Source organism: Streptosporangium sp. NPDC020072 (assembly GCF_040631445.1).
Taxonomy (GTDB): domain Bacteria; phylum Actinomycetota; class Actinomycetes; order Streptosporangiales; family Streptosporangiaceae; genus Streptosporangium.
In genome coordinates, this window is the sequence record NZ_JBEYAB010000017.1 from 84,415 (window position 1) to 108,620 (window position 24,206).

The window sequence follows — 24,206 nt, forward strand, 5'->3', positions numbered from 1 at the left end:
CTTGTGTAGAGCGCAAGATCCGGATAGTGTCCGATCTATCCCTAATTCCGGTAGATCACCACGGAGTACTCCCCATGTCCGAGCTCCCGCAGTCCGCCGACCTGATCGTCTTCGGCGGTACAGGCGACCTCTCCATGCGGAAACTTCTCCCCGCGCTGTACCACTGCGACCGTGACGGCCGTCTCTCCCCCGAGACCCGCATCATCGCGATGTCCCGGGGCGGACTCGACGACGCCGACTTCCGCGGCAAGGTGGACGCCCAGGTCCGCGGCGCGGTACCGATCGACGACCTGAACGTCTGGGAGCGTTTCCTCGGCAGGCTGCACCACGTCTCGGTCGACATCGGCGGCGAGGACACGGCCGGCTGGGAGCGGCTCGGCGCCATGCTCGCCGGGCACGAGCAGCGGACCCGGGTGTTCTACCTGGCCAGCCCGCCCATGACGTTCGGCCCCTTCTGCAGGCAGCTCGAACGTGTGGGGCTGGTCACCCCCGCCTCCCGGGTGGTGCTCGAAAAGCCGCTCGGCCGCGACCTGGCCAGCGCGCGGCGCATCAACGACGAGGTCGGCGCCATCTTCGACGAGCGCCAGATCCACCGCATCGACCACTACCTGGGCAAGGAGACCGTGCAGAACCTGCTCGTGCTCCGCTTCGCCAACGCCTTCCTTGAGCCGATCTGGAACTCCCTGTGGATCGACCACGTCCAGATCACCGCCTCGGAGACCGTCGGCACCCCCGGCAGGCGCGGCTACTACGACCACGCGGGCGCGCTGCGTGACATGGTGCAGAACCACCTGCTCCAGCTCCTGTGCCTGGTCGCGATGGAGCCCCCCTCGCGCAACGACCGCGAGGCCATCCGCGACGAGAAGGTCAAGGTCCTGCAGGCGCTGCGGCCCATCGTCGGCGGCGAGGTCGACCGGTTCACCGTCCGCGGCCAGTACACCGCGGGCGAGTCCGGCGGCGAGCAGGTCCCCGGATACCTCGACGAGCCGGACGGCACCGCGCCGACCGAGACCTCGCGCCGGGTGGAGACCTTCGCCGCGATCCGCGCCGAGGTGAAGAACTGGCGCTGGGCGGGCGTCCCCTTCTACCTGCGCACGGGCAAGCGCATGCCCCACCGGTACTCGGAGATCGTGGTGCAGTTCAAGGACGTGCCCCACTCGATCTTCCCCGGCAGCGCGCCCAACCGGCTGGTGCTGCGGCTGCAGCCCAGCGAGGGCATCCAGCTGCACATCATGGCCAAGGAGCCGGGCGCCGGCGAGGTCGCCCTCAAGCCGGTTCCGCTCAGCCTGAGCTTCGCCGAGACCTTCACCACCCGGGTGCCCGAGGCCTACGAGCGGCTGCTCATGGACGTCCTGACCGGCAACCCCACCCTGTTCATGCGGCGTGACGAGGTCGAGGCCGCCTGGCGGTGGATCGACCCGATCCTCGGCGAGTGGGAGGCGCACGGCACCCTGCCCGAGCCGTACCCCGCGGGCACCTCGGGTCCCGCAGGAGCCCACGAGCTCCTCGGCCGCAGCGGCCGTACCTGGCACGAGGAGGCCTCGGAGTGAACGAGCCCGCAGACCACGACGACCGACGAGGAGGCCGGATGAACCCCGCCATCCAGGAGATCACCGACCGCCTGGCCGAGCGCAGCCGCGCCAGCCGTGGCGCCTACCTCGCCCGGCTCGACGCCGAGGCGAGGACGGCCCGCGAGCGCGGGCCCGCGCGCGGACATCTCGGCTGCGCCAACCTGGCCCACGGCTTCGCCGCCGCCGGCAGGGACAAGCCGGACCTGATGGCCAACGTCAAGCCCGGCGTCGCGATCGTGTCGAGCTACAACGACATGCTGTCGGCGCACCAGCCGTACGAGACCTATCCGCCGATCCTCAAGGCGGCCGTGCGCGCGGCGGGCGGCGTCGCGCAGTTCGCCGGCGGCGTGCCCGCCATGTGCGACGGCATCACCCAGGGCCGCGCGGGAATGGAGCTGTCGCTCTACAGCCGCGAGGTCATCGCGATGTCCACCGCGATCGCGCTCTCGCACGACATGTTCGACGCCGGTCTCATGCTGGGCGTCTGCGACAAGATCGTGCCGGGCCTGCTGATCGGCGCGCTGCACTTCGGCCACCTGCCCGCGGTGTTCGTGCCCGCGGGCCCAATGACCTCGGGCCTGCCCAACAAGGTCAAGGCACGCACCCGGCAGCTCTTCGCCGAGGGCAAGGTCGGCAGGGAGGAACTGCTCGACGCCGAGTCGCGCTCCTACCACTCGCCCGGCACCTGCACCTTCTACGGCACCGCCAACTCCAACCAGGTCATGATCGAGGTCATGGGCCTGCACCTGCCGGGCTCGACGTTCGTCAACCCGCGCACCGAGCTGCGTGAGGCCCTGACGAAGGCCGCGGGCAGGCGGGCGGTCGAGATCACCGTGCACGGCGAGGAGTACACCCCCGTGGGGCGGGTCGTCGACGAGAAGGCGATCGTCAACGCCTGTGTGGCGCTGCTGGCCACCGGCGGCTCGACCAACCACACGATGCACCTGGTGGCCATCGCCGCCGCAGCGGGCATCGAACTGCTCTGGGACGACCTGGCCGCGTTGTCGAAGGTGGTGCCGCTGCTGACCCGCATGTACCCCAACGGCCAGGCCGACGTGAACCACTTCCAGGCCGCGGGCGGCATGCAGGTGCTCATCGGCGACCTGCTCGACGCCGGGCTGCTCCACGCCGACGTGCTGACCGTCGCCGGACACGGCCTCGACCACTACCGCTCGGCCCCCGTCCTCAAGGACGGCGCGGACGGCGAGCTGCTGTGGGAGGAGCGCACCGAGGGCAGCACCGACCCCGACGTGCTGCGTCCCGTCTCCGAGGCCTTCTCCCCCGACGGCGGCATCCACATGCTCGACGGCAACCTGGGCCGCGCGGTCAGCAAGGTCTCCGCGGTCAAGCCGGAGCACCTGGTCGTCGAGGCCCCGGCGAAGGTCTTCGACGACCAGCTCGAACTGCTGCGCGCCTTCGAGGCGGGCGAGCTCGACGGCCAGGACTTCGTCGCCGTCATCCGCTACCAGGGACCCAGCGCCAACGGCATGCCCGAACTGCACAAGCTCACCCCGCCGCTGGCGGTGCTGCTCGACCGGGGGCAGCGGGTGGCGATCGTCACCGACGGCCGCATGTCCGGGGCCTCCGGCAAGGTTCCCGCGGCCATCCACCTGTCGCCCGAGGCCGCGCACGGCGGGCCGATCGCACTGGTCAGGGACGGCGACCCGATCCGTCTCGACTCGACGGCAGGCACCCTTGAGCTGCTCGTCCCGGCCGAGGAGCTGGCGGCCCGCACCCCGCAGGGCGCCCCGCTCACCGACGCCCGGTGGGTCGGCACGGGACGTGAGCTGTTCGCCGCCTTCCGCCGTACGGCGGGCCCCGCCGAACGCGGCGCCGGGATCTTCGCCCTGAACGGCCACGCGGAGAGCCTTGAGGCCGGGGCATGAGGAACGCGCGATGGTGAGCCTGCCCTGGCTCCCCTGGCTTGTCGCCGACGTCGGGGGAACCAACGCCCGTTTCGGCCTGGTCACCGAGCCGGGCGGCGCCCCCGAGGCGGTGGCCGTGCTGGCCGGCGCCGATCACGAAGGGCTTCCCGAAGCCGTAGCCGCCTATCTCGCGGAACACGCGGGCGGAGTTCAGCCGGGAGCGGCCTGTATCGCGATCGCGGGTCCCGTCGAGGGAGACCGTTACCGGCTCACGAACGCGGGCTGGTCGGGCTCCGTACACGCCCTCGGCATCCCCAACGCCGAACTGCTCAACGACTTCGAGGCCCTGGCCGCCTCCCTGCCCCATCTGGGCGGGGAGGATCTGGTCTCGCTCGGCGGCCCCGCGCCCTCGCACGGCATCAAGGCCGTGCTCGGGCCGGGAACGGGCCTCGGCGTCGGGGGTCTGGCGCCCGCGGCCGGGGGCTGGGTGCCGATCCCCAGCGAGGGCGGCCACGTCACCGTGCCGATCCTCGACGAGCGCGACCACGAGATCGTCCGCGCGCTGCGCTCCGAGGGGCTCGAACACGTGATCGCCGAGCACCTGCTGTCCGGCCCCGGCCTGACCCGGCTGCACCGTGCCCTGGCACTGGTGCGCGGGACCGACGCGCCGCGCCTGACCGCCGCCGACATCGTGGCCAGGATGGACGACTCGCTGTGCGCGGAGACCGTCGAGGTGTTCTGCTGCATGCTCGGCACCTTCGCCGGGAACGTGGCGCTCACCCTGGGCGCCAGGGGCGGCGTCTATCTCGGCGGTGGCGTGCTGCCCCGTATGGTGGGACGGGTTCTCTCCAGCGGCTTCCGCCGCCGGTTCGAGAGCACCCCCATGCTGAACGACTACCTTTCCGGCATCGCCACGAACCTGATCGTGGCGCCCCAGCCCGCGCTCGTCGGCGCGGCGGCGTGGCTGAGCCAGCGCCTGTCCAACATGGAGTATCGATGAGTCTGCTCGACATCGCCCCGGTGATCCCGGTCGTCGTGATCGACGACCCGGAGACCGCGGTCCCCATGGCCCGTGCCCTGGTCCGGGGCGGCCTGCCCGTGATCGAGGTCACCCTCCGCACCGAGGGCGCGCTGGAGGCCGTCAAGCGGATCGCCGCCGAGGTGCCCGAGGCCGTCATCGGCGCGGGGACCATCCGTACCGGCGCGGACGTGGACGCCGCCGTCAAGGCCGGTGCCCGGTTCCTGGTCAGCCCCGGCTCCACACCCTCGCTGCTGGACGCCATGCGGGACAGCGGCGTGCCGTTCCTGCCGGGTGTCGCGACCGCCTCCGAGGTTCTGGCGCTGGCCGAGCGCGGCCTGACCGAGATGAAGTTCTTCCCCGCCGAGGCCGCGGGCGGGCTGCCGTACCTGAAGGCGCTGGCCGGACCGCTGGCGGAGGTGCGGTTCTGCCCGACGGGCGGCATCAAGCCCGCGACGGCCGCGACCTACCTCGCGCTGCCCAACGTCGGGTGTGTCGGCGGCAGCTGGCTCACCCCGGCGGACGCGCTGGCCTCCGGTGACTACTCCCGCATCGAGCGACTGGCCGCGGAGGCCGCCGCTCTCCGCTGAGCGACGTTCACGGGGTGGAGCCGGGAGCACCGTTCCTTTACCCTGTAGGGGCGAGGGGAGTACTTCCCAAGAGCCGACCCGGTCAGTACGGACGTCCCACGGCGTCCCCGGGCGGCCGCCCGCACTGCGCGGGTGAAGGAGACCTCGGATGACCGCGTCATTCGAGGAGTCGCCATGCCCACCCTCCCCTCCCCCACCGGCGACACTCCCTCCTTTCCTCTCGGGGGAGGGGCCGCGACGGTCCTGACCTATCCGCCGGGTTCCCTGGTCCTGCTCGCTGGTCTCCCCGGCGCGGGCAAGAGCACTCTGCTCGACCGGCTGTACGGCCTCAGCGGCGACGAACGGGAGCCGGTCGCCGCCGGTGGTACCCGGGTGATCGACTCACGGCAGTCACGCAACTGGTGGGCCCGCTATCTCGGGCCGGTCCCACATCGGGCCCGCACTCCGCTCGTGCATGCCACACATGTGTGGCGGATCGCACGGGCGGTGCTCGGCGGGCACGACGTGGTCGCGCACACCCGGGGCACCTGGCCGCACATTCTGCACGGCTTCGCCTGGCTGGCCCGCAGGGCAGGCGGCGAGGTCCACCTCGTGCTGCTCGACGTCGACCCGGAGACGGCGCGGGCCGGGCAGCGCGCCCGGGGGCGCACGGTCACCGCGACGACCTTCGCCAGGCACCGCCGCCGCTGGCGGGACCTGGTCGGCCGGGCCCGGCGCGGCCCCCTGCCGCCCGCCGCGGGTGTGACCCTGCTGGACAGGCCGGCGGCGGACCGGGTCGGCGCGATCCGCTTCACCGGCCCGCGCCGGCCTCCCTCCCGGAGGGGAAACGCAGGTCGGCCAGGATCGGCCGGTGGTCGCTGACCGACCTGGGCAGCACCCGGCTGTCGAGCACCTCCAACCCCCGGGTGAGCACGTGGTCGAGACGCACCAGGGGCAGCGTGGCCGGCCAGGTGAACTGCAGGCCGGAGCCCGCCCGCTCGGCCGCGGGTGAGAGCGTCTCGGTGAGCGCTCGCAGCTCCCGGTCGGTCGAGGCGGTGTTGAGGTCGCCGACGACGATGATCCGGGGGCTCGGATCGGCCCTGATCGCCGCGGCCAGCGCCTCGACCTGGGCGTTGCGCTCGGCGATCACCCACCGCTCCCCCGGGCGGAAGGACGCCAGGTGCACGGCGTAGAGGTTGACCCGGCCGTGCGGGGTACGGATGGTCGCCCACCGGGAGCGCGGCACCCCGGGCACCGACTTGGGCCTGCCCACGAAGGGATATCTGCTCCACACCGCGATGCCGGGGTTGTCGGGGAACCGGTAGGGCAGGTCGGGGTCGATCTCCGCGGCGAAGGCGGGATCGACCGTCCCGTTCATCAGGACCGGGTCGTCGTAGAGCTCGGCCGCCACCAGGATGTCGGGGCGCGCCGCGCGAAGGGCCCTCGCGGTCCCGGCGAGGTCGGGGTTGGCCATGTTGACGTTCTGGTGGACCACGCGCAGGTCCGGCTGCCCGGCCCGGACGACGGGCACGAACGCGGGCCCGAACATCACCCCCCACGTCACGGCCGGCACCAGCGCCCCCGCGGTGGCGAGCCGTGACCTCCTGGCGAGAGCGGCCACGGCCAGCAGCGGGACCACGAGACCGAACCACGGCAGGGCGCTGTCGAGCGTGTTGCCCCATCCCCGCCAGTTCGGCACCAGCCGGTGCCCGGCGAGGACGAGGGCGGTCAGTGTGCCCGCGGCCGCGACGAGCCCGCCCCGAAACCGCTGCGCCATGACGTTCCAGAGATCCCTTCGACGGCCGGGCCCGCGCGTACGGCCCCGCCGTGGGATCCGGGGCCGCGCGGAACGGTCCACGCCCCGGGTCCGCCGTACTCGGTGGCCGGGCGGACGACTCTACCGCCGTCCGCCGCCCCTTTCCGCCCCGCCCGGCAGGACCAGGCGGAAAGGGGCGTCTCTTTCGGGCCTACCGGACGGGTACCGGGCGCGGACGGCTCCCGTCCGTCACGCCCGGCGCGACCCCGGCCGCGAGCATGACCCCGGACACGGCCGACGGCCGCGTCAGGGCGGGGGAAGGCGGCTCCTCAGGACGGTCCCCCGTGACCGGCCCTCGCAACGCCCTGCCCGGCGGCGGCACCGTCCTGTCCGGCGGAGGCGCGAAGGAGGGGCGGCGTTCCCCCGGCCGCCCTGCCTGCCCGTCGCCGTGCTCGCCGCTGTGATCGCCTCCGCGCTCGCCTCCGTACCCGCCGCCGTACTCACCGTCCTGTCCGCCGTCCAGCTCGACGTAACGCAGCATCACCCCACGCGCGACGGTCGCGGGGTTGTCCACCCCGTAGACGGCGTAGAGCCGCCGTCCCGTCCGCCGCGACAGGTGTCCGGCCCACCAGCGGTAGACCGTTCCGTCCGTCCAGACCACCAGGTCTCCGTGCACGGAGACCAGCGCCAGACCGTAACCCCCGTGGACGTCACCCTTGACTCCCCGACTGGCCAGCTCGTCATTGAGCAGACCTGCGGCACGCACGGCGGGCGTCCAGGCGGATGTGCCGTGGACGATCGTCACCACCGTCCACCTCCTCTCGGTAATCGATGCAAGCGATTCTTCGTTTCCACTTCCCAGAGTGAACAGGAGTGATTACTTTCTGTAGATGTTCGACTACGAAGAGGTACATGCACCTCGGTTCGGGTCGGCTGTAGGTTCCACCCCGACCCCTGTAGGACCCAGAAAGACGGGAGCCCCCCATGCCCGCCCCCAAAGAGCTGGACCCCAGCACGAGCGTCAGCGCTTACTGGGGTTCCGAGCTGCGCAGGTTGCGCGAGGCGATGGGCTGGAGCCAGCAGGAGCTGGCCAGACGGACCTCGTACTCCACCTCACTGGTCGGCTTGATCGAGACCGCCGCACGTGCTCCCACCAGGAAGTTCGCACAGAGATGCGATGAGGTCCTGGAGACCGGCGGCACCCTCGTCAAGCTCTGGCCGCTGATCGGCAGGGAGTCCTCCCCCGCGTGGGTGCGCTCGCTGTTCGAGCTGGAGTGGGAGGCAAGGACGCTGCGTAACTATCAGCTGTCGGTGGTTCCCGGGTTGCTACAGACCGAGGACTACGCACGGGCGCTGACCCGGGCGGGAAGGCCGTTCGACACCGAGAAGGAGGTTGAGGAGATGATTACTGTGCGTATGCAACGCCAGCGACTGCTCGACCGGCCGGACCCGCCGATCCTCTTCGTCCTGCTGGACGAAGCCGTGCTGACCCGCCCCATCGGTGGCGGCGCGGTCATGCGCGCGCAGTTGCAACACCTTCTGGATGCCACGATGCGACCGCGGATCACCATCCAGGTGATCCCCTTCGACGTGGGCGCCTATGCCGGGCTCGCAGGGCCCATCTTGGTCCTGTCCTTCAAAGGCGCCCCCGACATCGTGTACATGGAGAACGCGGAAGCCGCACAGCTTCTGATCGATCCAGCGCGGGTCGACCCTCTATCGGCCCAGTTCGACGCCCTGCGCTCATATGCCCTACCCCAGGCCGCATCGGCGGCCTTCATCGAGAAAAGGATGCATTCATGGACCTGACCGGCGCACAGTGGCGCAAGAGCAGCCGTAGCAACGGAAACGGCGGCGAGTGCGTGGAGGTGGCCGACAACCTCCCCGGCGTCATCGCGGTTCGCGACAGCAAGAACCCCGATGGCCCGGCTCTGCTGTTCAGCCCCCAGGTTTGGGCCGACTTCCTGACGCGTGTCAAGACCGGCGTGGTCTGACGCAGGTCCGTGAGGCCCCCGCTCCGGCGGGGGCCTCGTGCTTTTTCGCTCCCGTTTTTGGGGTTTCTTGACCGGCTGCTCCCCGAGAGGCTCGTGCCCGCGGTGCTAGTTTTCTCATGATCGAGAACCTGAACGGGGGCTTTTCGAAAAGGACGCCGAACGTGGGTTTCACGCAGTACTCGACCCGGTTTCGCCGCGTTTCCCGAGAGATCATTTCCGGAAAAATCCGGATAATGTGCCGCCAGCCGGTTCCCGTTCCCCACCGTTCCACGCGGAACGACGGGCCGCCGTGGCCCGGCCACCTCTGAGAGCGCGGAGGCGAGACGCGTGCGCAGATTCCTGCCGTTGCTCGGCTGCCTGACGGCGGGCGGCGTCCTGCTGGCCCTGTTCGGCCCCGGTGATCCGGCACCCGGTCCCGGAACACCGCCCGGAGCCTCGACCGGACCTGACGGGGCCTCCGCCGGAGGCTCACGGACCTCCCGGACGCGGACCGACCCCGTCGCGGACGCGCGCGCCCGCCTGCGTGAGCATCCCGCCGACGCGCGGGCCTGGACGGCGCTCGGCGACGCCCATCTCGACGCGGCGGGGCGCACCGGCGACCCGGCCCACTACGCCCTGGCGCGCTCGGCCTTCAGGTACTCGCTGAGCCTGTCCCCCGAGGCCGACGCGATGATCGGCATGGGGGTGATCGCCAACGTCAGGCACGACCACGGCGCCGCCCGTGCTTGGGGAACACGGGCCCGCAGGACCGCGCCGCGCCGCTGGCCGCTGTACACGGTGCTGGCCGACGCCTACACCGGGCTCGGCCGGTACGACAGGGCGGACCTGGCCCTGAGGCGGATGCTCGGCGGCACCCCGGACGTGGCCTCGCTCACCCGGGCCGCCGACCTGCTGCGGCTGCGCGGTGAGAGCGGGCGGGCCAGGGCCGTGCTCCGCAGAGCCGGGTTCGCGGCCTCCTCCCCCGCAGAGCTGGCGTGCCAGGCCCACGGGCTCGGCGAGCTCGAATGGAGTCTGGGACGGCCGCGGCGGGCCGTACGCGCCTACGGGCGGGCGCTCGCCGCCGACCCCGAGCACGCCCCCTCCTACGCGGGACGGGCCAGGGCGGAGGCGGCGCTCGGCTGGACCGGCGCGGCGATCCGCGACTACGGCGCCGCGGCGGCCCGCGACCCCGGCTACACGGCCGACCTCGGCGAACTGTACGAGCACCTCGGGCGGCCGGAGCGGGCCGCGCGGCAGTACGCCCTGTTCACCTCCCACGGCCTGGCGAGGGTGGACGCGCTGAGGGCGGGACGGTTCGAGGCCGACCACGGCGACCCCGCCTCTGCCGTACGGCGCCTGCGGGCCGAGTGGAACGGGCACGGCGGCGCGGACGTCGCCGACGCCCTGGCGTGGGCGCTGCACCGGGCCGGCCACGACGCCGAGGCGGCCGGGTACGCCGCCCGCGCCGAACCCCCCGGCTCCCGGAACGCGCAGGCCGCCTACCACCGGGGCGAGATCGCGCGTGCCCTCGGCGACACGGCCGCCGCCCGCGCCCACCTGGCCAGGGCGTTGCGGATCAACCCCTACTTCTCCCTCGACGGCGCGCCCCGGGCCAGGCAGGCGCTGATCGACCTGCCCAGGACGCCACCCCCTCCCCCGCCCGCGCCATCTCCCAGGCCGTCGTCCAAGCCGTCGTCCAAGCCGTCGCCCTCCGGGACTCCCGCCCCGTCCGCCGCGCCGCGGAGGTCACAGCGGTAGGACGCCACCGGGTTTGAGGGCCTTCATGGCGATCTGGGAGGTCAGCTTGTCGAGGCCGGGCAGTTTGCCGAGCCGTTCGAGGCACAGCTGGCTGTAGGCCTCCATGTCGGGCACCGCGATCCGCAGCACGTAGTCGGGGCGGCCGAACATGCGCAGGCACTCGACCACGTCCTCGATCTCCAGGACCGCGGCCTCGAAGGCGGTGACGGTCTCCGCGTCCTGGCCCTCAAGCTCCACGTACGCCAGAACCTGGAAGCCGCGCCCGACGGCCGCCGGGTCGATGACGGCCCGGTAACCGCTGATCACCCCCGACTCCTCAAGGTTGCGGACCCGGCGCAGACAGGGCGAGGGAGTGAGCCTCACCCGCTCGGCGAGTTCGAGGTTGCTGAGCCTGCCCTCCACCTGGAGAAGGCCGATGATTGCGCGATCCGTGGCATCCATGGCATCAGATGCTATCCACTCAGCAGTGGACAATAAATATTGACATCATATTTCGGACAGCCTGACATAACCTTGCGGCAACCAAAGTGCACCACGGCAAGACGGGACCACCGATCATGACGATCTCCGCCGAAACCCGCGCAACGGCTCCCGACGACCGATACGCCCTCGAAGAGGGCCAGGTGTTCATGACCGGCACGCAGGCCCTGGTCCGCGTGATCCTCGACCAGATGCGCGCCGACCGCGCGGCCGGTCTCGAAACCGGCGCCATGGTCTCCGGCTACCCCGGTTCCCCCCTCGGGGGCTTCGACCTCGAACTCTCCCGCTCGCGGCGGCACGCCGAGCCCCTGGACGTCGTGCACCGTCCCGGCCAGAACGAGGAGCTCGGCGCCACGGCCGTCTGGGGCAGCCAGCTCGTCCCCGGCCTGCCCCGGCCGCGCAAAGCCGGCGTCCTCGGCGTCTGGTACGGCAAGGCCCCCGGTGTCGACCGCGCCGCCGACGCGCTGCGGCACGGCAACTTCGTCGGCGCCCACCCCGACGGCGGCCTGATCGCCCTGTGCGGGGACGACCCGATCTGCAAGTCCTCCACGCTCCCCTCGGCGACGGAGAGCACGCTGGCCTCCTTCGGCATGCCGATCGTCCATCCGGGAAGCGTCCAGGAACTGCTCGACCTCGGCCGCCACGCCATCGCCGCCTCCCGGGCCAGCGGCCTGTGGGTGGCCGTCAAGACGGTGACCGACGTCGTCGACGCCAGCGGCACGGTCGAGGTGGGACCCGGCCGTGTGGTCCCGGTCACACCCGTCGTCGAGTACCAGGGCAGGCCGTACCGGCACACGCCCGACGCGACCCTGCTCACGCCGTGGTCACTGGAGATGGAGCGGACCCTCACCGGCCCGCGCCTCGACCTGGCCCGTGCCTACGCCAGGGAGAACGGCCTCAACCGCGTCACCGTCGACCCCCGGGACGCCTGGCTCGGCGTCGTCGCCTCCGGCACCGCCTACTACGACGTGTGCGAGGCCTTCCGCAGGCTGGGCGTCGACCCGGCGGAGCTCGGCGTCCGCGTCCTCAAGATAGGCATGATCTGGCCGCTCGAACCGGAGATCGTCAGGACCTTCGCCAGGGGGCTCAAGGAGATCCTCGTCGTCGAGGAGAAGGACCCGCTGCTTGAGGGCCTGGTCAAGGACGTCCTGTACGGCACCGCCGACGCCCCCCGCGTGCTGGGCAAGCTCGACGAGAACGGCGCCCCGCTGATCCCGAGGAGCGGCGGCGTCGACGCCGACCTGGCGGCGAAGGCGCTGGCCTTCCGGCTGCGCAGGGCCGGACTCGACCCGGCGGCCGGCGACCGGGTCGACAGGGGGCTGGCGGTGATCTCCCGTCCGGCGCCGCTGAAGCTGCTCGGCCCGCAGCGCACCCCCTTCTTCTGTTCCGGCTGCCCGCACAACCGCTCGACCGCGGTGCCCGACGGCGCCCCCGTCGGCGCGGGGATCGGCTGCCACACGATGATCGTGATCAACCGCGAGGGCAAGGGCACGCTGACCGGCCTGACCCAGATGGGCGGCGAGGGGGCGCAGTGGATCGGGCAGGCGCCCTTCACCGACACCCCGCACATCTTCCAGAACCTGGGGGACGGCACCTTCCACCACTCCGGCTCGCTGGCCGTACGGGCGGCCGTCGGCGCGGGGGTCAACATCACCTACAAGCTGCTCTACAACAGCGCGGTCGCGATGACCGGCGGGCAGACGATCACCCCGTCGCTCGCGGTGGCCGACCTGACCCGCTGGCTGGAGACCGAGGGCGTGCGCAGGGTGATCGTCACGACCGACGAGCCCGAGCGTTACCGGGGGGTCAGGCTCTCCCGGATCGCCGAGGTCCGCGACCGGAGCGCGCTCGAACAGGCGCAGCGGGAGCTGGCCTCGATCCCCGGCGTGACCGTGCTGGTCCACGACCAGCAGTGCGCGGCGGAGAAGCGGCGGCTGCGCAAACGGGGCGAACTGCCCGACCCGGTCAGGCGGGTGGCCATCAACCAGCGGGTGTGCGAGGGCTGCGGCGACTGCGGGCAGAAGTCGGAGTGCCTGTCCGTGCTCCCGGTCGAGACGGAGTTCGGCCGCAAGACCGAGATCCACCAGTCCTCGTGCAACAAGGACTACTCGTGCGTCGAGGGCGACTGCCCGTCCTTCGTGACCGTCGTGCCCGGCAAGGACACCCGGCGGCGCCGGGCCGTACCCGTGCCGCCCGCGCTGCCCGCGCCCGAGCCGCGCGCCGGGGAGACGACGATCAGGCTGGTCGGCATCGGCGGGACCGGGGTGGTCTCCGTGGCGCAGATGCTCGGCACCGCGGCGATGCTGGACGGCAAGCGCTCACGCGGGCTCGACCAGACCGGCCTGGCCCAGAAGGGCGGCACCGTCGTCTCCGACGTCCGGATCTTCGAGGACGGCGAGGACCGCTCCGCGCGGGCGGGCACCGGCGCGGTCGACGCCTACCTGGCGCTCGACCTGCTCGGCGCGACCGACCCCAAGCACCTGAGCGCCGCCGACCCCGGGCGGACCGTCGCGGTGGTCTCGACCAGCCTGGTCCCCACCGGTTCCATGGTCGTCGACCCGTCCAGGCACGTCACCGAACTCGGCTCACCGATCGGCGCGCTCGAATCGCGCACCAGGAGCGAACTGAACGTCTACCTCGACGCCGAGGACCTGGCCCAGGCGCTGTTCGGCGACCACATGCCGGCCAACACGATCGTGGTCGGCGCGGCCTGGCAGCGCGGGCTCATCCCGCTGAGCCTGGAGTCGATCGAGCGGGCCGTACGGCAGAGCGGGGGCAAGACCGCCGACCTGACGATCGCCGCCTTCCACTGGGGCAGGGCCGTCGTCGCCGCCCCCGAGGCCGTCTCCGAGGCGGCCCGCCCGCCCGCGCCGCCCGCCTCCCGTCCCGACCCGGAGCTCGCCCGGCTCGTCGACTCGATCGCCGAGCCCGGCACCGAACTGCACCGCCTTCTGACGGTCAGGGTGCCCGACCTGGCCGCCTACCAGAACCCGCGCTACGCGGCCGGTTACGCCGAGGCGGTGCGCGCGGTCAAGGCCGAGGAGGAGGAGAAGGCCTCCAGGGGGACCTCCGGGGACTCGCTGCCGATCACCGAGGCCTACGCACGTCACCTGCACCGGCTCATGGCCTACAAGGACGAGTACGAGGTCGCCAGACTGCACCTCGACCCGGCCGAGCGGGCCAGGATCGCCGCCGAGTTCGGGCCGGGTGCGAAGATCTCCTACAACCTGCACCCGCCGGTGCTGCGTGCCATGGGCATGAACCGCAAGATCCGCCTCGGCACCTGGTTCGACCCCGCCTTCCGCCTGCTGTACGGCATGCGCGGGCTGCGCGGCACCCGGCTGGACCCGTTCGGCATGGCCGGGGTGCGCAGGACCGAGCGGGCGCTGGTCGCGGAGTACACCCGCGACGTGCGGCGGGCCCTGTCCCACCTGACCCCCGAGACCGCGGCGACGGTCCTGGAACTGGCCGAACTGCCGGACGTCGTGCGCGGTTACGAGCACGTCAAGATGCGCAACGTGGCCGCCTACCGGGCCTCCGCCGCCTCCCTTCTCGGCCGCCTTTCCGGCGGCCGCAGGCCCGGCTCCCCCGAACGGGGGTGAGCCGGGGCCGCGAGACCCTCCGCACCGGTCAACGGCGCCCGGTGCGGAGAGGCGGCCCGCATCCGGCGGGTCTAACGGTTCACCAGCGGGCCGGAGCCGGTCGAGCGGCGTACGACCAGCTCGGGCTGGAAGACCAGTTCGACGTTCCTGCCCCGGGTGCCGCTGATCTCCTCGATGAGGGCCGCGACGGCGGCCGCGGCCATCGCGCCGACGGGCTTGCGGACGGTGGTCAGCGGCGGGTCGGTGAAGGCGATCAGCGGCGAGTCGTCGAAGCCGACCACCGAGACGTCCTCGGGCACGGACAGCCCCCGTTCCCGGCAGGCCCTGATCACGCCGAGCGCCATCAGGTCGGAGGCGCAGACGATCCCGGTGCAACCCTGTTCGAGCAGCCGGACCGCGGCGGCCTGGCCGCCCTCGACGGAGAACAGCGAATGCGAGATCAGCTCGTCGGTCTCGTCCGCGCCGAGCAGGTGCGCCATCGCCTGGCGGTAACCCTCGATCTTGCGGATCACCGGCACGTACCGGCGCGGCCCGAGGGCCATGCCGATCCGCTCGTGCCCGAGGTCCACCAGGTGCTGCACGGCCAGCCACGCCGCCGCCCTGTCGTCAGGGGAGATGAAGGGGGCCTCGATCCGGTCGCTGTAGCCGTCCAGCAGCACGATCGGCAGGCCCCGGCCGACCAGTCGGGTGTAGCGCTCGACGTCGGCGGTGGTGTCGGCGTGCAGCCCGGAGACGAAGACGATGCCGCTGGCCCCCCGCTCCGTCAGCATCTCGGTGAACTCGTCCTCGGGGGCGCCGCCGGGAAGCTGGGTGCACAGCACCGGGGTGTAGCCGTGCTGGGTCAGCTCTCTTCCGAGAGCCTGGGCGAACGCAGGGAAGATCGGGTTGTCCAGCTCGGGGATCACCAGGCCGACCACCCCGTTGCTGCTCCCGCGCGGGCGCTGCGGGCGCTCGTAGCCGAGCACGTCCAGCGCGGCCAGCACCGCCTGCCTGGTCGTGACCGCCACGCCCGGCCTGCCGTTGAGCACCCGGCTGACCGTGGCCTCGCTCACTCCCGCCCGCGCCGCGATGTCGGCCAGTCTGACACCCGCGCCGTCGAGGCGGGGCCGGGGGACCCGCGGGAGTTCGCCGTCCATCACAAGCACCCCACCATGCGGCCGAGCGGGGCGCAAGCCAGACGGCATCCGGCCCCCGTGAAAGGGTTCGCACAACTTTTCGCAAACTGTAACATTCAGCGACCGTCATCACGATCAGCACCTGAACCCTTGTCGTCGCGACATCGGCCACCCGGAGCCGGGCTCCGGAAGTGGCCCGAAGGCAAGCGATTTCTAACCACATCTATGGACACACAGGTGAATGTCGCGATGTACTACCTCATCAATCACACGGCTGGATCCGGGCAGCGGAGTCCGGGAGGAACGAGCGCGCATGAGTACCGTCGTCCTCGACAATGTGACCAAGGTCTACCCCGGCGGGTACCTCGCGGTTGACCGCGTCAACCTGCGCGCCGAGAACGGGGAGTTCCTTGTCCTGCTGGGGCCCTCGGGATGCGGTAAGTCCACGCTGCTACGGATGATCGCCGGGCTTGAGGAGGTCACCTCGGGCGACCTGTGGCTCGGCGGCACCCTCGCCAACGACCTGCCGCCGCGTGAGCGTGACGTCGCCATGGTCTTCCAGAACGGCGCGCTCTACCCGCACCGCACCGTGCGGGGCAACATGGCCTTCCCCCTGGAGATCGCCAAGGCCGACCCCGCCCTGGTGCGCGAGCGGGTGACCGAGCTGTCGAAGGCGCTGCACATCGACGAGACCCTCGACCGCCGTCCTGGAACGCTCTCCGGTGGCCAGCGCCAGCGTGTCGCGATGGGCAGGGCGATCGTCCGCCAGCCCTCGCTGTTCCTGATGGACGAGCCGCTGTCCAACCTCGACGCGGGCATGCGCACCGAGATGCGCATGGAGATCTCCTCGCTGGTCCGTTCCCTCGGCGTGACCACCATCTACGTCACCCACGACCAGGTCGAGGCCCTGACCCTGGCCGACCGCATCGCCATCATGAACCGCGGCGTGCTCCAGGACCTGGGCACCCCGGGACAGGTCTACAACGACCCGGCGACCGCCTTCACCGCGGCCTTCCTCAGCTCCCAGCAGCTCAACCTGCTGTCGGCCGTGGTCAAGACCCCGCAGAACCAGTTCATCATGCTGGACTTCGGGCCACATCAGATCACCATTCCTTGGACCGATCCCAGGGCGTACGTGATCTCCCAGCACGTCGGCCGTCAGATCATCGTCGGCCTGCGTCCCGACTGCCTCGCCCCGGTGCCGGAGACGTTCGAGGGCCCGGTCTTCTTCGGCCGGGTCAGGGCGCTTGAGTACCACGGCCACGAGTGGCTCGCCTACGTCGAGAGCGGCATCCAGTCCGTCGCCGTCCCCGAGCCGCCCGACCCGCGCCACAACGCCCACGCGATGGCCGCCTCCGGTGGCCGTGCGATGGCGGCCATCCGCAGGCTGCTGCCCGGCCGGTCCGCACAGGCCGAGACCGAGTACGGAAACGAGCAGGCGAGCGGGACCCATCGCAGGGCCGACCTCATCGTCCGGCTCGGCGCTCGTCCCGTCTGGCGGGCGGGGGAGCCCGCCAGGGTCGGCGTGGACGCCAGCCGGTTGATGCTCTTCACCGTGGACGGCTCGCGCATCGACCCGCCCCGCCGCTGAGCGGGACCGGACGCGCCCTGGACGGACCCGGGGACCCGGATCGCGGCAAGGCCCGGATGAACGGCCTCAGACGCCCTGAGGGGTCTGCGGCGCGGTGCTGCGGCCGATGATGGAGACGATCTCCACGACACGGACCGCGCGGTCCAGCTCGGCGCGGTGGAACGGAGGTCCCTCCGTACGTGCGAGGACCAGATGGAGTCCCGCGCCGGGGACGGGCACGCTCATGAAGCGGTGACGTCCCCCGGTGAGCGCGCAGGGGCGCAGGGCGGTGAGGTCGGCCGATCCGATCCCGGACAGGCCTCCCCGTTCGTCGAGGGACTCCGGCGCCTGCCAGCTTCGGTGGACGAGTTCGCCGCTCTCGGAGGAGACGACGACCGCCCACTCGGCGCTCACCAGGTCCGGGATGGCGTCGACCAGGGTGGCGAAGGCCCGCCCCGGCTCCGCGACGACGTGCCTGAGCAGGTCGTAGTCGGGGGACGTCCCGGGGATCTCCCTGGTCCGCCAGACGGCCTCGACACGGATGCCCGGCACGGCGGAGAGCCGGTCCCTGACGCCCTCCGGGCCGAACGGTCCCGGCCAGGAGACGGTGAAGTCATCGACGACCCGCCCCGCCTCACGTTCCAGCACCGTCACCTGGAGGATGTCGGCGCCCAGCGTGCCGAGCACCCGGGCCACCTGGCCCAGGGCCCCCGGCCTGTCGGGAAAGGACACCCGCAGTCGCAACATCATCGTCGATCCCCCCTCTCCGAACACAGGGTGTCCTAGACAGGTTTCACGGATGTTCCGGGGAGATGTCCAAGATAAGACCTTAAATCCGAAAAATTCGGAAAGCTTAGTGCTGGTAGGCGCCCGCGTCGGGAACCACCGAAGGGGCCTTCCCCGCCAGGTCACGGGCCTGGGAGGCGCCGCCGTACCAGGCAGGGTTGAGTTTGAGGCCCCGGCCGAGGGCCGGGGAGCCCGGCTTCAGGCGCAGGTCGTTCCCACCCCTGAAGCGCGGATCGGCGACGACGGACCGCGAGCCGAGCTTGAACCCGCGGGACCTGCCCCGGTAGACGCTGCCGCCCTCGTCGGCCCCCGCACCGTCCTCGTAGCCCATCTGGCCGCCGACCACGATGACGTTGTTGCGCAGTTTGAGGATGGCCGGGGAGCAGCCGTCGTGACACGACCAGCCGATGGTGTCGCGGGCGGGGAGGTACACCGAGTTCTGCACCGCCACCGTGCCGAGCACCGGCCCGACCACATGACCGGCGCCCCGGGTGATCAGGAAGGAGCCGCGTTTGCGTGAGGAGGTCACCACGTTGAAGGCGAACACGTTCCCGGTCGCGGTCCTGCCCTTGCGCGCGCCCAGCTCCGCGAAGGTCTCGTTGTCGCGGGCGATGTTCCTGACCACCCGGTTGCGGTCGCCGTTGAACACCTCGACCGCGGCGCCGTCGGTGCCGTAGTCCTGGCTGGCGGCGTAGCTGCCGGTGATGACGTTGTCGGAGACCAGGTTGTCGTCGCCGTTGAGCAGCACGCCGAAGGCGCCGGAGTCGTTGTCACCGCCGTTGTCGTTGACGCTCATGCGGTCGTTGCGGGTCAGCACGCTGTTCCTCAGGACGTTGCGCGCTCCGACGAGGTTGACGCCGCTGGCGTTGCGGTCGGCCAGGACGCCGTCGAGCTCGTTGTCGTCTCCGGTCACCTCGAAGCCCGCCCACTGGCAGCCGCTCGCGCGCACCCCGGTCACCCGCAGGTGGGAGCCGCCGAGCACCACGCAACTCTCCGTGCCCTCGCCGCCGACCTTCGGCGCCGAGCCCGTGCCGTACGGCTCGACCACGACGGGCCGCGCCGCGGTGCCCTTCGCGCGAAGCCGCAGCGGTCCCTGCCACACTCCGCCGCGACTGAGCCGCACCACGTCACCGGGGCGCAACCTGGCGTCGTTGACCCTGCCCAGGGAACGCCACGCCTTCTCCGGCGAGGTGCCTGCGGCCGCGTCGTCGCCCTTCTCGGAGTCGACGTAGTAGACGCCGCCCGCCCGCGCCTGGGCGGGGCCGGGGACCGCGACGAGGAGACCGCTCACGGTGAACACCGCGAGAGCGGGAACGGTCCATCGCGGAATGATCGACTCCATGTAGGCACGTCCCATCGCTGAGTGACGGTCAGCGGAGATCCTGGCACAGGGAGCCCCCGCCGGACCATCGGGGGCGGCAGGCACCCAGCGAACCGTTACAACTCTTTCACCGGCGTTGAGGTGGGCATTGCCCGGCGAACGGCGCTCTCACGCGCCCTCGCGCTCCCACCAGACAGCGGAGTCAGGGGCGAGCCGCGCCAGGCCGCCCTCGATTACCGGCTCCTCGCTGGCCAGCAGGACACGTCCCGGCGCGGGCAGTTCGACCGGCTCACCGGTCAGGTTGACCGTGCAGGCGAACCCCTCGCCGCGGGCGAAGGCCAGCGTCCCCTCCGGGGAGGGCAGCCACGCCAGAGCGTCCTCGCCGAAGGAGCGCCGGGCGCGCCTGACCTCCAGGGCCCGCCGGTACAGGTTGAGCGTGGAGGAGGGGTCGGCCAGCTGCGACTCGACGCTGAGCGGCCCCCACGAGGCGGGTATCGGCAGCCAGGGGTCCTCGCCGCCCGGCAGGCCGAAGCCGAGGTGCGGCTCGGTCTCGTTCCACGGCAGGGGCACCCGGCAGCCGTCCCTGCCCGCCTCCGGGTCGCGCAGCCGCTGCGGGTCGTGCAGGAACTCCTCCGGCAGGTCGAGGACCTCGGGCAGGCCGAGCTCCTCCCCCTGGTAGACGTAGGCCGATCCGGGCAGGCCGAGCGTCAGCAGCGCCGCGGCGCGGGCCCTGCGCAGGCCCGTCCCGCCGCCGCCGTAGCGGGTGACGTGCCGTTTGACGTCGTGGTTGGACAGCACCCAGGTGGTCGGGGCGCCAACCGACCCGGCGGTGTCCAGAGACTCCTGGATCACCGCGCGGAAGGCCGCCGCCTCCCACGGGGTGCCCAGGAAGTGGAAGTTGAAGGCCTGGTGCAGCTCGTCGGGGCGGACGTAACGGGCCAACCGTCCCGGGGAGGGCGCCCACGCCTCGGCGACGCCGATCCGCTCGCCGGGGTAGGAGTCCAGGAGCCTGCGCCAGGCCCGGTGGATGTCGTGGACGCCGTCCTGGTCGAAGAACGGCACCACGTCGGTGCCGATCATCCGGATCTGGTCGGGATGGCCGACGTCGGGCAGCCCCGGCGCCTTGACCATGCCGTGCGCCACGTCCACCCGGAAGCCGTCGACGCCCAGGTCGAGCCAGAAGCGCAGGACCGACTCGAACTCGGCGTGGACCTCGGGATTCTCCCAGTTCAGGTCGGGCTGCTCGGGGGCGAACAGGTGGAGGTACCACTCGCCGTCCGGCAGCCGGGTCCAGGCGCGCCCCCCGAAGATCGACTCCCAGTCGTTCGGCGGCAGCTCGCCGTTCTCGCCCCTGCCCTCGCGGAAGACGTAGCGCTCCCGCTCCGGGCTGCCCGGTCCCGCCTCAAGCGCCTCCCTGAACCAGGCGTGCCGGTCGGAGGTGTGGTTGGGCACGACGTCCACGATCACCCTCAGCCCGTACCGATGCGCCTCCTCGACGAGCGCGGCGGCGTCGGCCAGCGTCCCGAAGATCGGATCGACGTCCCGGTAGTCCGCCACGTCGTAGCCGAAGTCGGCCATCGGCGAGGTGTAGAACGGGGTCAGCCAGAGGGCGTCGACGCCCAGGTCCGCGAGGTACGGCAGGCGCCCGCGCACCCCGAGCAGGTCACCGATCCCGTCCCCGTTGCCGTCGGCGAAGCTGCGCACGTAGACCTGGTAGATCACCGCGTCGCGCCACCAGCGGGTGGCCGTCCCGTCTGCTCCGCCGGGGCGGTGGGACTGGGCGAGTTCGGTCATGGGGGTCCCCCGATCAGACGACTGTCAGACCGTGACGCCCGGCGGGCCCACGGTATGGCGGTCCCCGCCGCGGCCGGGGACGGACCACCGGGCCGGGCAGGATACGCCGGACGTTACGCGGCGGTAAGCCGGAGCGAAAGAATTTGCCGCAACTTTCTGCAAACTTGTTACAGGAAGATGTCAAGACAGGACCCGGAACGCTCACCAGGAAAGTCACCATATATCCGTCTAGCTGCATGTTTCTCACCCTGGAGGCACCGAGGACTCCCGATGAAACCCCTGTAACCGCTTGCGTCACGGCCGCCTCGCGGGGAACGAGGAGGTCAGGAAAGCGTGCCCGTGAGGCGAGGAGACCGCGAACGTGAGCCAGGCAACGGAGCACGACGGCGCAGGGGGTGACATCGATCCCGGCCGGGCGTGGGCGCACTGGATCGACGGCGGGACGGTCGTCTGGGACCTGGACGGGGACCCGGCCGGGTTCGGCCACAGCCTGCTCCTGTCCGGCGAGGGCGGCATCGCCCGCACGGGCGGGGACCTGACCGGCGCCCTCGGGGTCATCCGCCTGTCCCCCGGCTCGCTCACCGCCGCGCAGCTGGCCGTACGGCCTCACCTGGCCGGGCGGACGGCCTTCACGGTCGATCCGCGTGACGCGGGCCTGGTCCCCTCGGCACTGCGCGGCCAGGTGGTCGCCGTGCGGCGGGACCCGGCGGGGGCGCCGCTGGCCGCGACCGGGGTGCAGATCGCCGGGGTGCTCGACGACCTCTACCGGGCGGCGGCCGACGCCGAGCTGGGCCCGGTCTGGGAGGACGGCGTCCCCAGGGTCTCGGTCTGGGCCCCGACCGCCGGGAAGGTACGGCTGGCGCTGTACGACACCCCCTCCGGGGCGGGCCGTACCGTGCGTCCGATGCGGCGCGACGACGGGACGGGCGTCTGGTCGGTCACCGGCGACCCGTCGTGGAGAGGGCGCTACTACACCTTCCTGGTCACGGTTTACGCCCCGGCCGCGGGAAAGGTCGTCGTCAACGAGGTCACCGACCCATACGGCCTGTCGCTGTCGGCCGGCTCCACGCGCAGCCAGTTCGCCGACCTCGCCGACCCCGCCCTGGCCCCGGAGGGCTGGGCCGAACTGCGCAAGCCCCCCGTCACCCGGCACCGGCCGGTGATCCACGAACTGCACGTGCGCGACTTCTCCGCCGGCGACCCGTCGGTCCCCGAGGAGGAGCGGGGCACCTACGCCGCCTTCGCCCGGGACTCGGCGGGGACGGCGGAGCTGCGCTCCCTGGCCCGGGACGGCCTGACCCACGTGCACCTGCTGCCGGTCTTCGACTTCGCCACCGTCCCGGACCGCCGGTCCGAGCGGACCGAGCCGGACGGCGACCTGGCCTCGATGCCGCCGGACTCCGAGCTGCAGCAGGAACGTGTGGCCCTGACGGCGGCGCGGGACTCCTACAACTGGGGCTACGACCCGCTGCACCACACGGTGCCCGAGGGTTCCTACGCCTCCGACCCCGACGGGACGGCGCGGATCGTGGAGTTCCGGCGGATGGTCGCCGAACTGAACCGGATGGGGCTGCGGGTGGTCATGGACGTGGTCTACAACCACGCCTACGCCTGCGGTCAGCACCCCTCGGCCGTGCTCGACCGGCTCGTGCCCGGCTACTACCACCGGCTGCTCGACGACGGCACGGTCGCCACCTCGACCTGCTGCGCGAACACCGCCCCCGAGCACCTCATGATGGGCAGACTCGTCGTCGACTCCGTCGTCACCTGGGCCCGCGAGTACAAGGTGGACGGCTTCAGGTTCGACCTGATGGGCCATCACCCGAAGGCGAACCTCCTGGCGGTTCGCGAGGCCCTCGACCGGCTCACCCCCGGCGCCGACGGCGTGGACGGCGCCTCGGTCCTGCTGTACGGCGAGGGCTGGGACTTCGGCGAGGTCGCCGGCGGCGCCCGTTTCGAGCAGGCGACCCAGACCGCCATGGCGGGCACCGGGATCGCCACCTTCAGCGACCGGCTGCGGGACGCGGTGCGCGGCGGCGGCCCCTTCGACGCCGACCCGAGGGTGCGGGGCTTCGGTTCCGGCCTGGCGGGACCGCCCGACGACTCACCCGTGAACGGCACGCCCGAGCAGCGGCGGGGGCGGCTGCTGTACTACCAGGACCTGATCAAGGCGGGGCTCGCGGGCAACCTGCGCGACTACGCCTTCACCGCCTCGGACGGCAGGTGGACGCGGGCCTCGGAGATCGGCTACAACGGCTCCCCCGCCGGGTACACCGCCTCACCCGGCGAGGTCGTCACCTATGTGGACGCCCACGACAACGAGACGCTGTTCGACGCGCTGGCCTACAAGCTGCCCAGGTCGACGACGATGGCCGACCGGGTGCGGATGCAGACGCTCTCGCTGGCCACCGTACTGCTCGGGCAGGGCCTCGCGTTCGTGCACGCGGGCAGCGAACGGCTCCGCTCGAAGTCCTTCGACCGCAACTCCTACGACTCGGGCGACTGGTTCAACCGGATGCTGTGGGACCCCGCGCTGGGCAACGGGTTCGGCGCGGGCCTCCCCCCGAGGGCGGGCAACGAGGCCAGGTGGGAGTACGCCAGGCCGCTGCTGGCCGACCCCGCCCTCAGGCCGGGCCGTGCGGCGATCCGCTCGGCCAGGGCGAGGTACGGCGAGTTGCTGAGGATCCGCGCCTCGTCCCCCGCCTTCGCGCTCGGCTCCCTCGACGAGGTGCAGGCGCGCCTGTCCTTTCCCGCCGCCGGGCCGCGGGAGATCCCCGGCGTGGTGACCATGCATCTGGACTCCGACGGCCTCGACCCGCACCGGACGTCACTGACGGTCGTCTTCAACGCGACACCGGGGACCGTGACGCAGGCCGTCGCGGCGCTGGCGGGCGCCCGGGTGGAACTGCACCCCGTCCAGGCCGGCGGCGGCGACCCCGTCGTCCGGAGGTCCGGCTTCGACCCCGCGACCGGCACGCTGAGCGTCTCCGCCCGCACGGTCGCCGTCTTCGTACGGCCCGCTCCCTGA

General features: G+C 71.9%; 18 protein-coding genes. 11 read left to right on the plus strand and 7 right to left on the minus strand.

Translation table 11 applies throughout. The annotated features are described in order from the left end of the window. Positions 1–74 precede the first annotated feature (74 nt). The 5 genes from zwf to ABZ470_RS34585 all read left to right on the plus strand — a co-directional run bounded on the left by zwf (position 75) and on the right by ABZ470_RS34585 (position 5,905). A complete protein-coding gene (gene zwf, locus ABZ470_RS34565; RefSeq protein WP_352009356.1) occupies positions 75–1,550 on the plus strand; it encodes a glucose-6-phosphate dehydrogenase in 1,476 nt (491 codons plus the stop codon). Between the two features lie 38 nt (positions 1,551–1,588). Beyond that, complete coding sequence (gene edd / locus ABZ470_RS34570) at positions 1,589–3,457, plus strand: phosphogluconate dehydratase (RefSeq protein ID WP_352009355.1); 1,869 nt, start codon at positions 1,589–1,591, stop codon at positions 3,455–3,457. Between the two features lie 10 nt (positions 3,458–3,467). Beyond that, positions 3,468–4,436 (plus strand): glucokinase, encoded by a 969-nt coding sequence (locus ABZ470_RS34575; RefSeq protein ID WP_362916697.1) that lies wholly within the window; start codon positions 3,468–3,470, stop codon positions 4,434–4,436. Next, positions 4,433–5,044 (plus strand): bifunctional 4-hydroxy-2-oxoglutarate aldolase/2-dehydro-3-deoxy-phosphogluconate aldolase, encoded by a 612-nt coding sequence (gene eda, locus ABZ470_RS34580; protein ID WP_362916699.1) that lies wholly within the window; start codon positions 4,433–4,435, stop codon positions 5,042–5,044. The genes ABZ470_RS34575 and eda overlap by 4 nt, the downstream gene beginning before the upstream one ends. A 174-nt stretch (positions 5,045–5,218) precedes the next feature. Then, positions 5,219–5,905, plus strand: a complete 687-nt coding sequence (locus tag ABZ470_RS34585; protein WP_352009352.1) for an AAA family ATPase — start codon at positions 5,219–5,221, stop codon at positions 5,903–5,905. Here the strand turns inward: ABZ470_RS34585 and ABZ470_RS34590 are convergent. Then, a complete protein-coding gene (locus ABZ470_RS34590; RefSeq protein WP_362916701.1) occupies positions 5,835–6,800 on the minus strand; it encodes an endonuclease/exonuclease/phosphatase family protein in 966 nt (321 codons plus the stop codon). The genes ABZ470_RS34585 and ABZ470_RS34590 overlap by 71 nt on opposite strands. Positions 6,801–6,990: 190 nt before the next feature. Continuing rightward, positions 6,991–7,587, minus strand: coding sequence for a hypothetical protein (locus ABZ470_RS34595; protein ID WP_362916703.1), 597 nt, complete (start codon positions 7,585–7,587; stop codon positions 6,991–6,993). 176 nt (positions 7,588–7,763) lie between these two features. On the opposite strand from ABZ470_RS34595, the gene ABZ470_RS34600 reads away from it, so the two are divergent. The 3 genes from ABZ470_RS34600 to ABZ470_RS34610 all read left to right on the plus strand — a co-directional run bounded on the left by ABZ470_RS34600 (position 7,764) and on the right by ABZ470_RS34610 (position 10,510). After that, entirely contained in the window at positions 7,764–8,588 is an 825-nt protein-coding gene (locus ABZ470_RS34600; protein WP_352009349.1) for a helix-turn-helix transcriptional regulator, read from the plus strand. Further along, entirely contained in the window at positions 8,579–8,773 is a 195-nt protein-coding gene (locus ABZ470_RS34605; RefSeq protein WP_352009348.1) for a DUF397 domain-containing protein, read from the plus strand. Before ABZ470_RS34600 ends, ABZ470_RS34605 begins: the two co-directional genes overlap by 10 nt. A gap of 327 nt (positions 8,774–9,100) precedes the next feature. Then, positions 9,101–10,510 carry a tetratricopeptide repeat protein gene (locus tag ABZ470_RS34610; RefSeq protein WP_362916705.1) on the plus strand — a complete coding sequence of 470 codons (1,410 nt, stop codon included), beginning with the start codon at positions 9,101–9,103 and terminating at the stop codon, positions 10,508–10,510. Here the strand turns inward: ABZ470_RS34610 and ABZ470_RS34615 are convergent. Continuing rightward, entirely contained in the window at positions 10,499–10,951 is a 453-nt protein-coding gene (locus tag ABZ470_RS34615) for an Lrp/AsnC family transcriptional regulator (protein ID WP_352009346.1), read from the minus strand. The genes ABZ470_RS34610 and ABZ470_RS34615 overlap by 12 nt on opposite strands. Positions 10,952–11,067: 116 nt before the next feature. Between ABZ470_RS34615 and ABZ470_RS34620 the strand changes: the two genes are divergently transcribed. Beyond that, positions 11,068–14,592 (plus strand): indolepyruvate ferredoxin oxidoreductase family protein, encoded by a 3,525-nt coding sequence (locus ABZ470_RS34620; RefSeq protein WP_362916707.1) that lies wholly within the window; start codon positions 11,068–11,070, stop codon positions 14,590–14,592. A gap of 71 nt (positions 14,593–14,663) precedes the next feature. Here the strand turns inward: ABZ470_RS34620 and ABZ470_RS34625 are convergent, their stop codons facing one another. Continuing rightward, on the minus strand, positions 14,664–15,728 hold the full coding sequence (locus ABZ470_RS34625; RefSeq protein ID WP_362916709.1) for a LacI family DNA-binding transcriptional regulator: 1,065 nt from the start codon (positions 15,726–15,728) through the stop codon (positions 14,664–14,666). A gap of 292 nt (positions 15,729–16,020) precedes the next feature. Here ABZ470_RS34625 and ABZ470_RS34630 point away from each other — a divergent pair, with 292 nt between their 5' ends. Beyond that, on the plus strand, positions 16,021–17,298 hold the full coding sequence (locus ABZ470_RS34630) for an ATP-binding cassette domain-containing protein (RefSeq protein ID WP_362916711.1): 1,278 nt from the start codon (positions 16,021–16,023) through the stop codon (positions 17,296–17,298). 66 nt (positions 17,299–17,364) lie between these two features. Here the strand turns inward: ABZ470_RS34630 and ABZ470_RS34635 are convergent, their stop codons facing one another. The 3 genes from ABZ470_RS34635 to ABZ470_RS34645 all read right to left on the minus strand — a co-directional run bounded on the left by ABZ470_RS34635 (position 17,365) and on the right by ABZ470_RS34645 (position 21,178). Then, positions 17,365–18,027 (minus strand): amino acid-binding protein, encoded by a 663-nt coding sequence (locus ABZ470_RS34635; protein ID WP_352009342.1) that lies wholly within the window; start codon positions 18,025–18,027, stop codon positions 17,365–17,367. Positions 18,028–18,130: 103 nt separating this feature from the next. Next, the gene (locus ABZ470_RS34640) at positions 18,131–19,420 is read right to left on the minus strand and encodes a hypothetical protein (RefSeq protein WP_362771822.1); all 1,290 of its coding nucleotides are present in this window, start codon (positions 19,418–19,420) and stop codon (positions 18,131–18,133) included. 132 nt (positions 19,421–19,552) lie between these two features. After that, on the minus strand, positions 19,553–21,178 hold the full coding sequence (locus ABZ470_RS34645; RefSeq protein WP_362916713.1) for a glycoside hydrolase family 13 protein: 1,626 nt from the start codon (positions 21,176–21,178) through the stop codon (positions 19,553–19,555). 361 nt (positions 21,179–21,539) lie between these two features. On the opposite strand from ABZ470_RS34645, the gene pulA reads away from it, so the two are divergent. Next, the gene (pulA, locus tag ABZ470_RS34650) at positions 21,540–24,206 is read left to right on the plus strand and encodes a pullulanase-type alpha-1,6-glucosidase (protein WP_362916715.1); all 2,667 of its coding nucleotides are present in this window, start codon (positions 21,540–21,542) and stop codon (positions 24,204–24,206) included.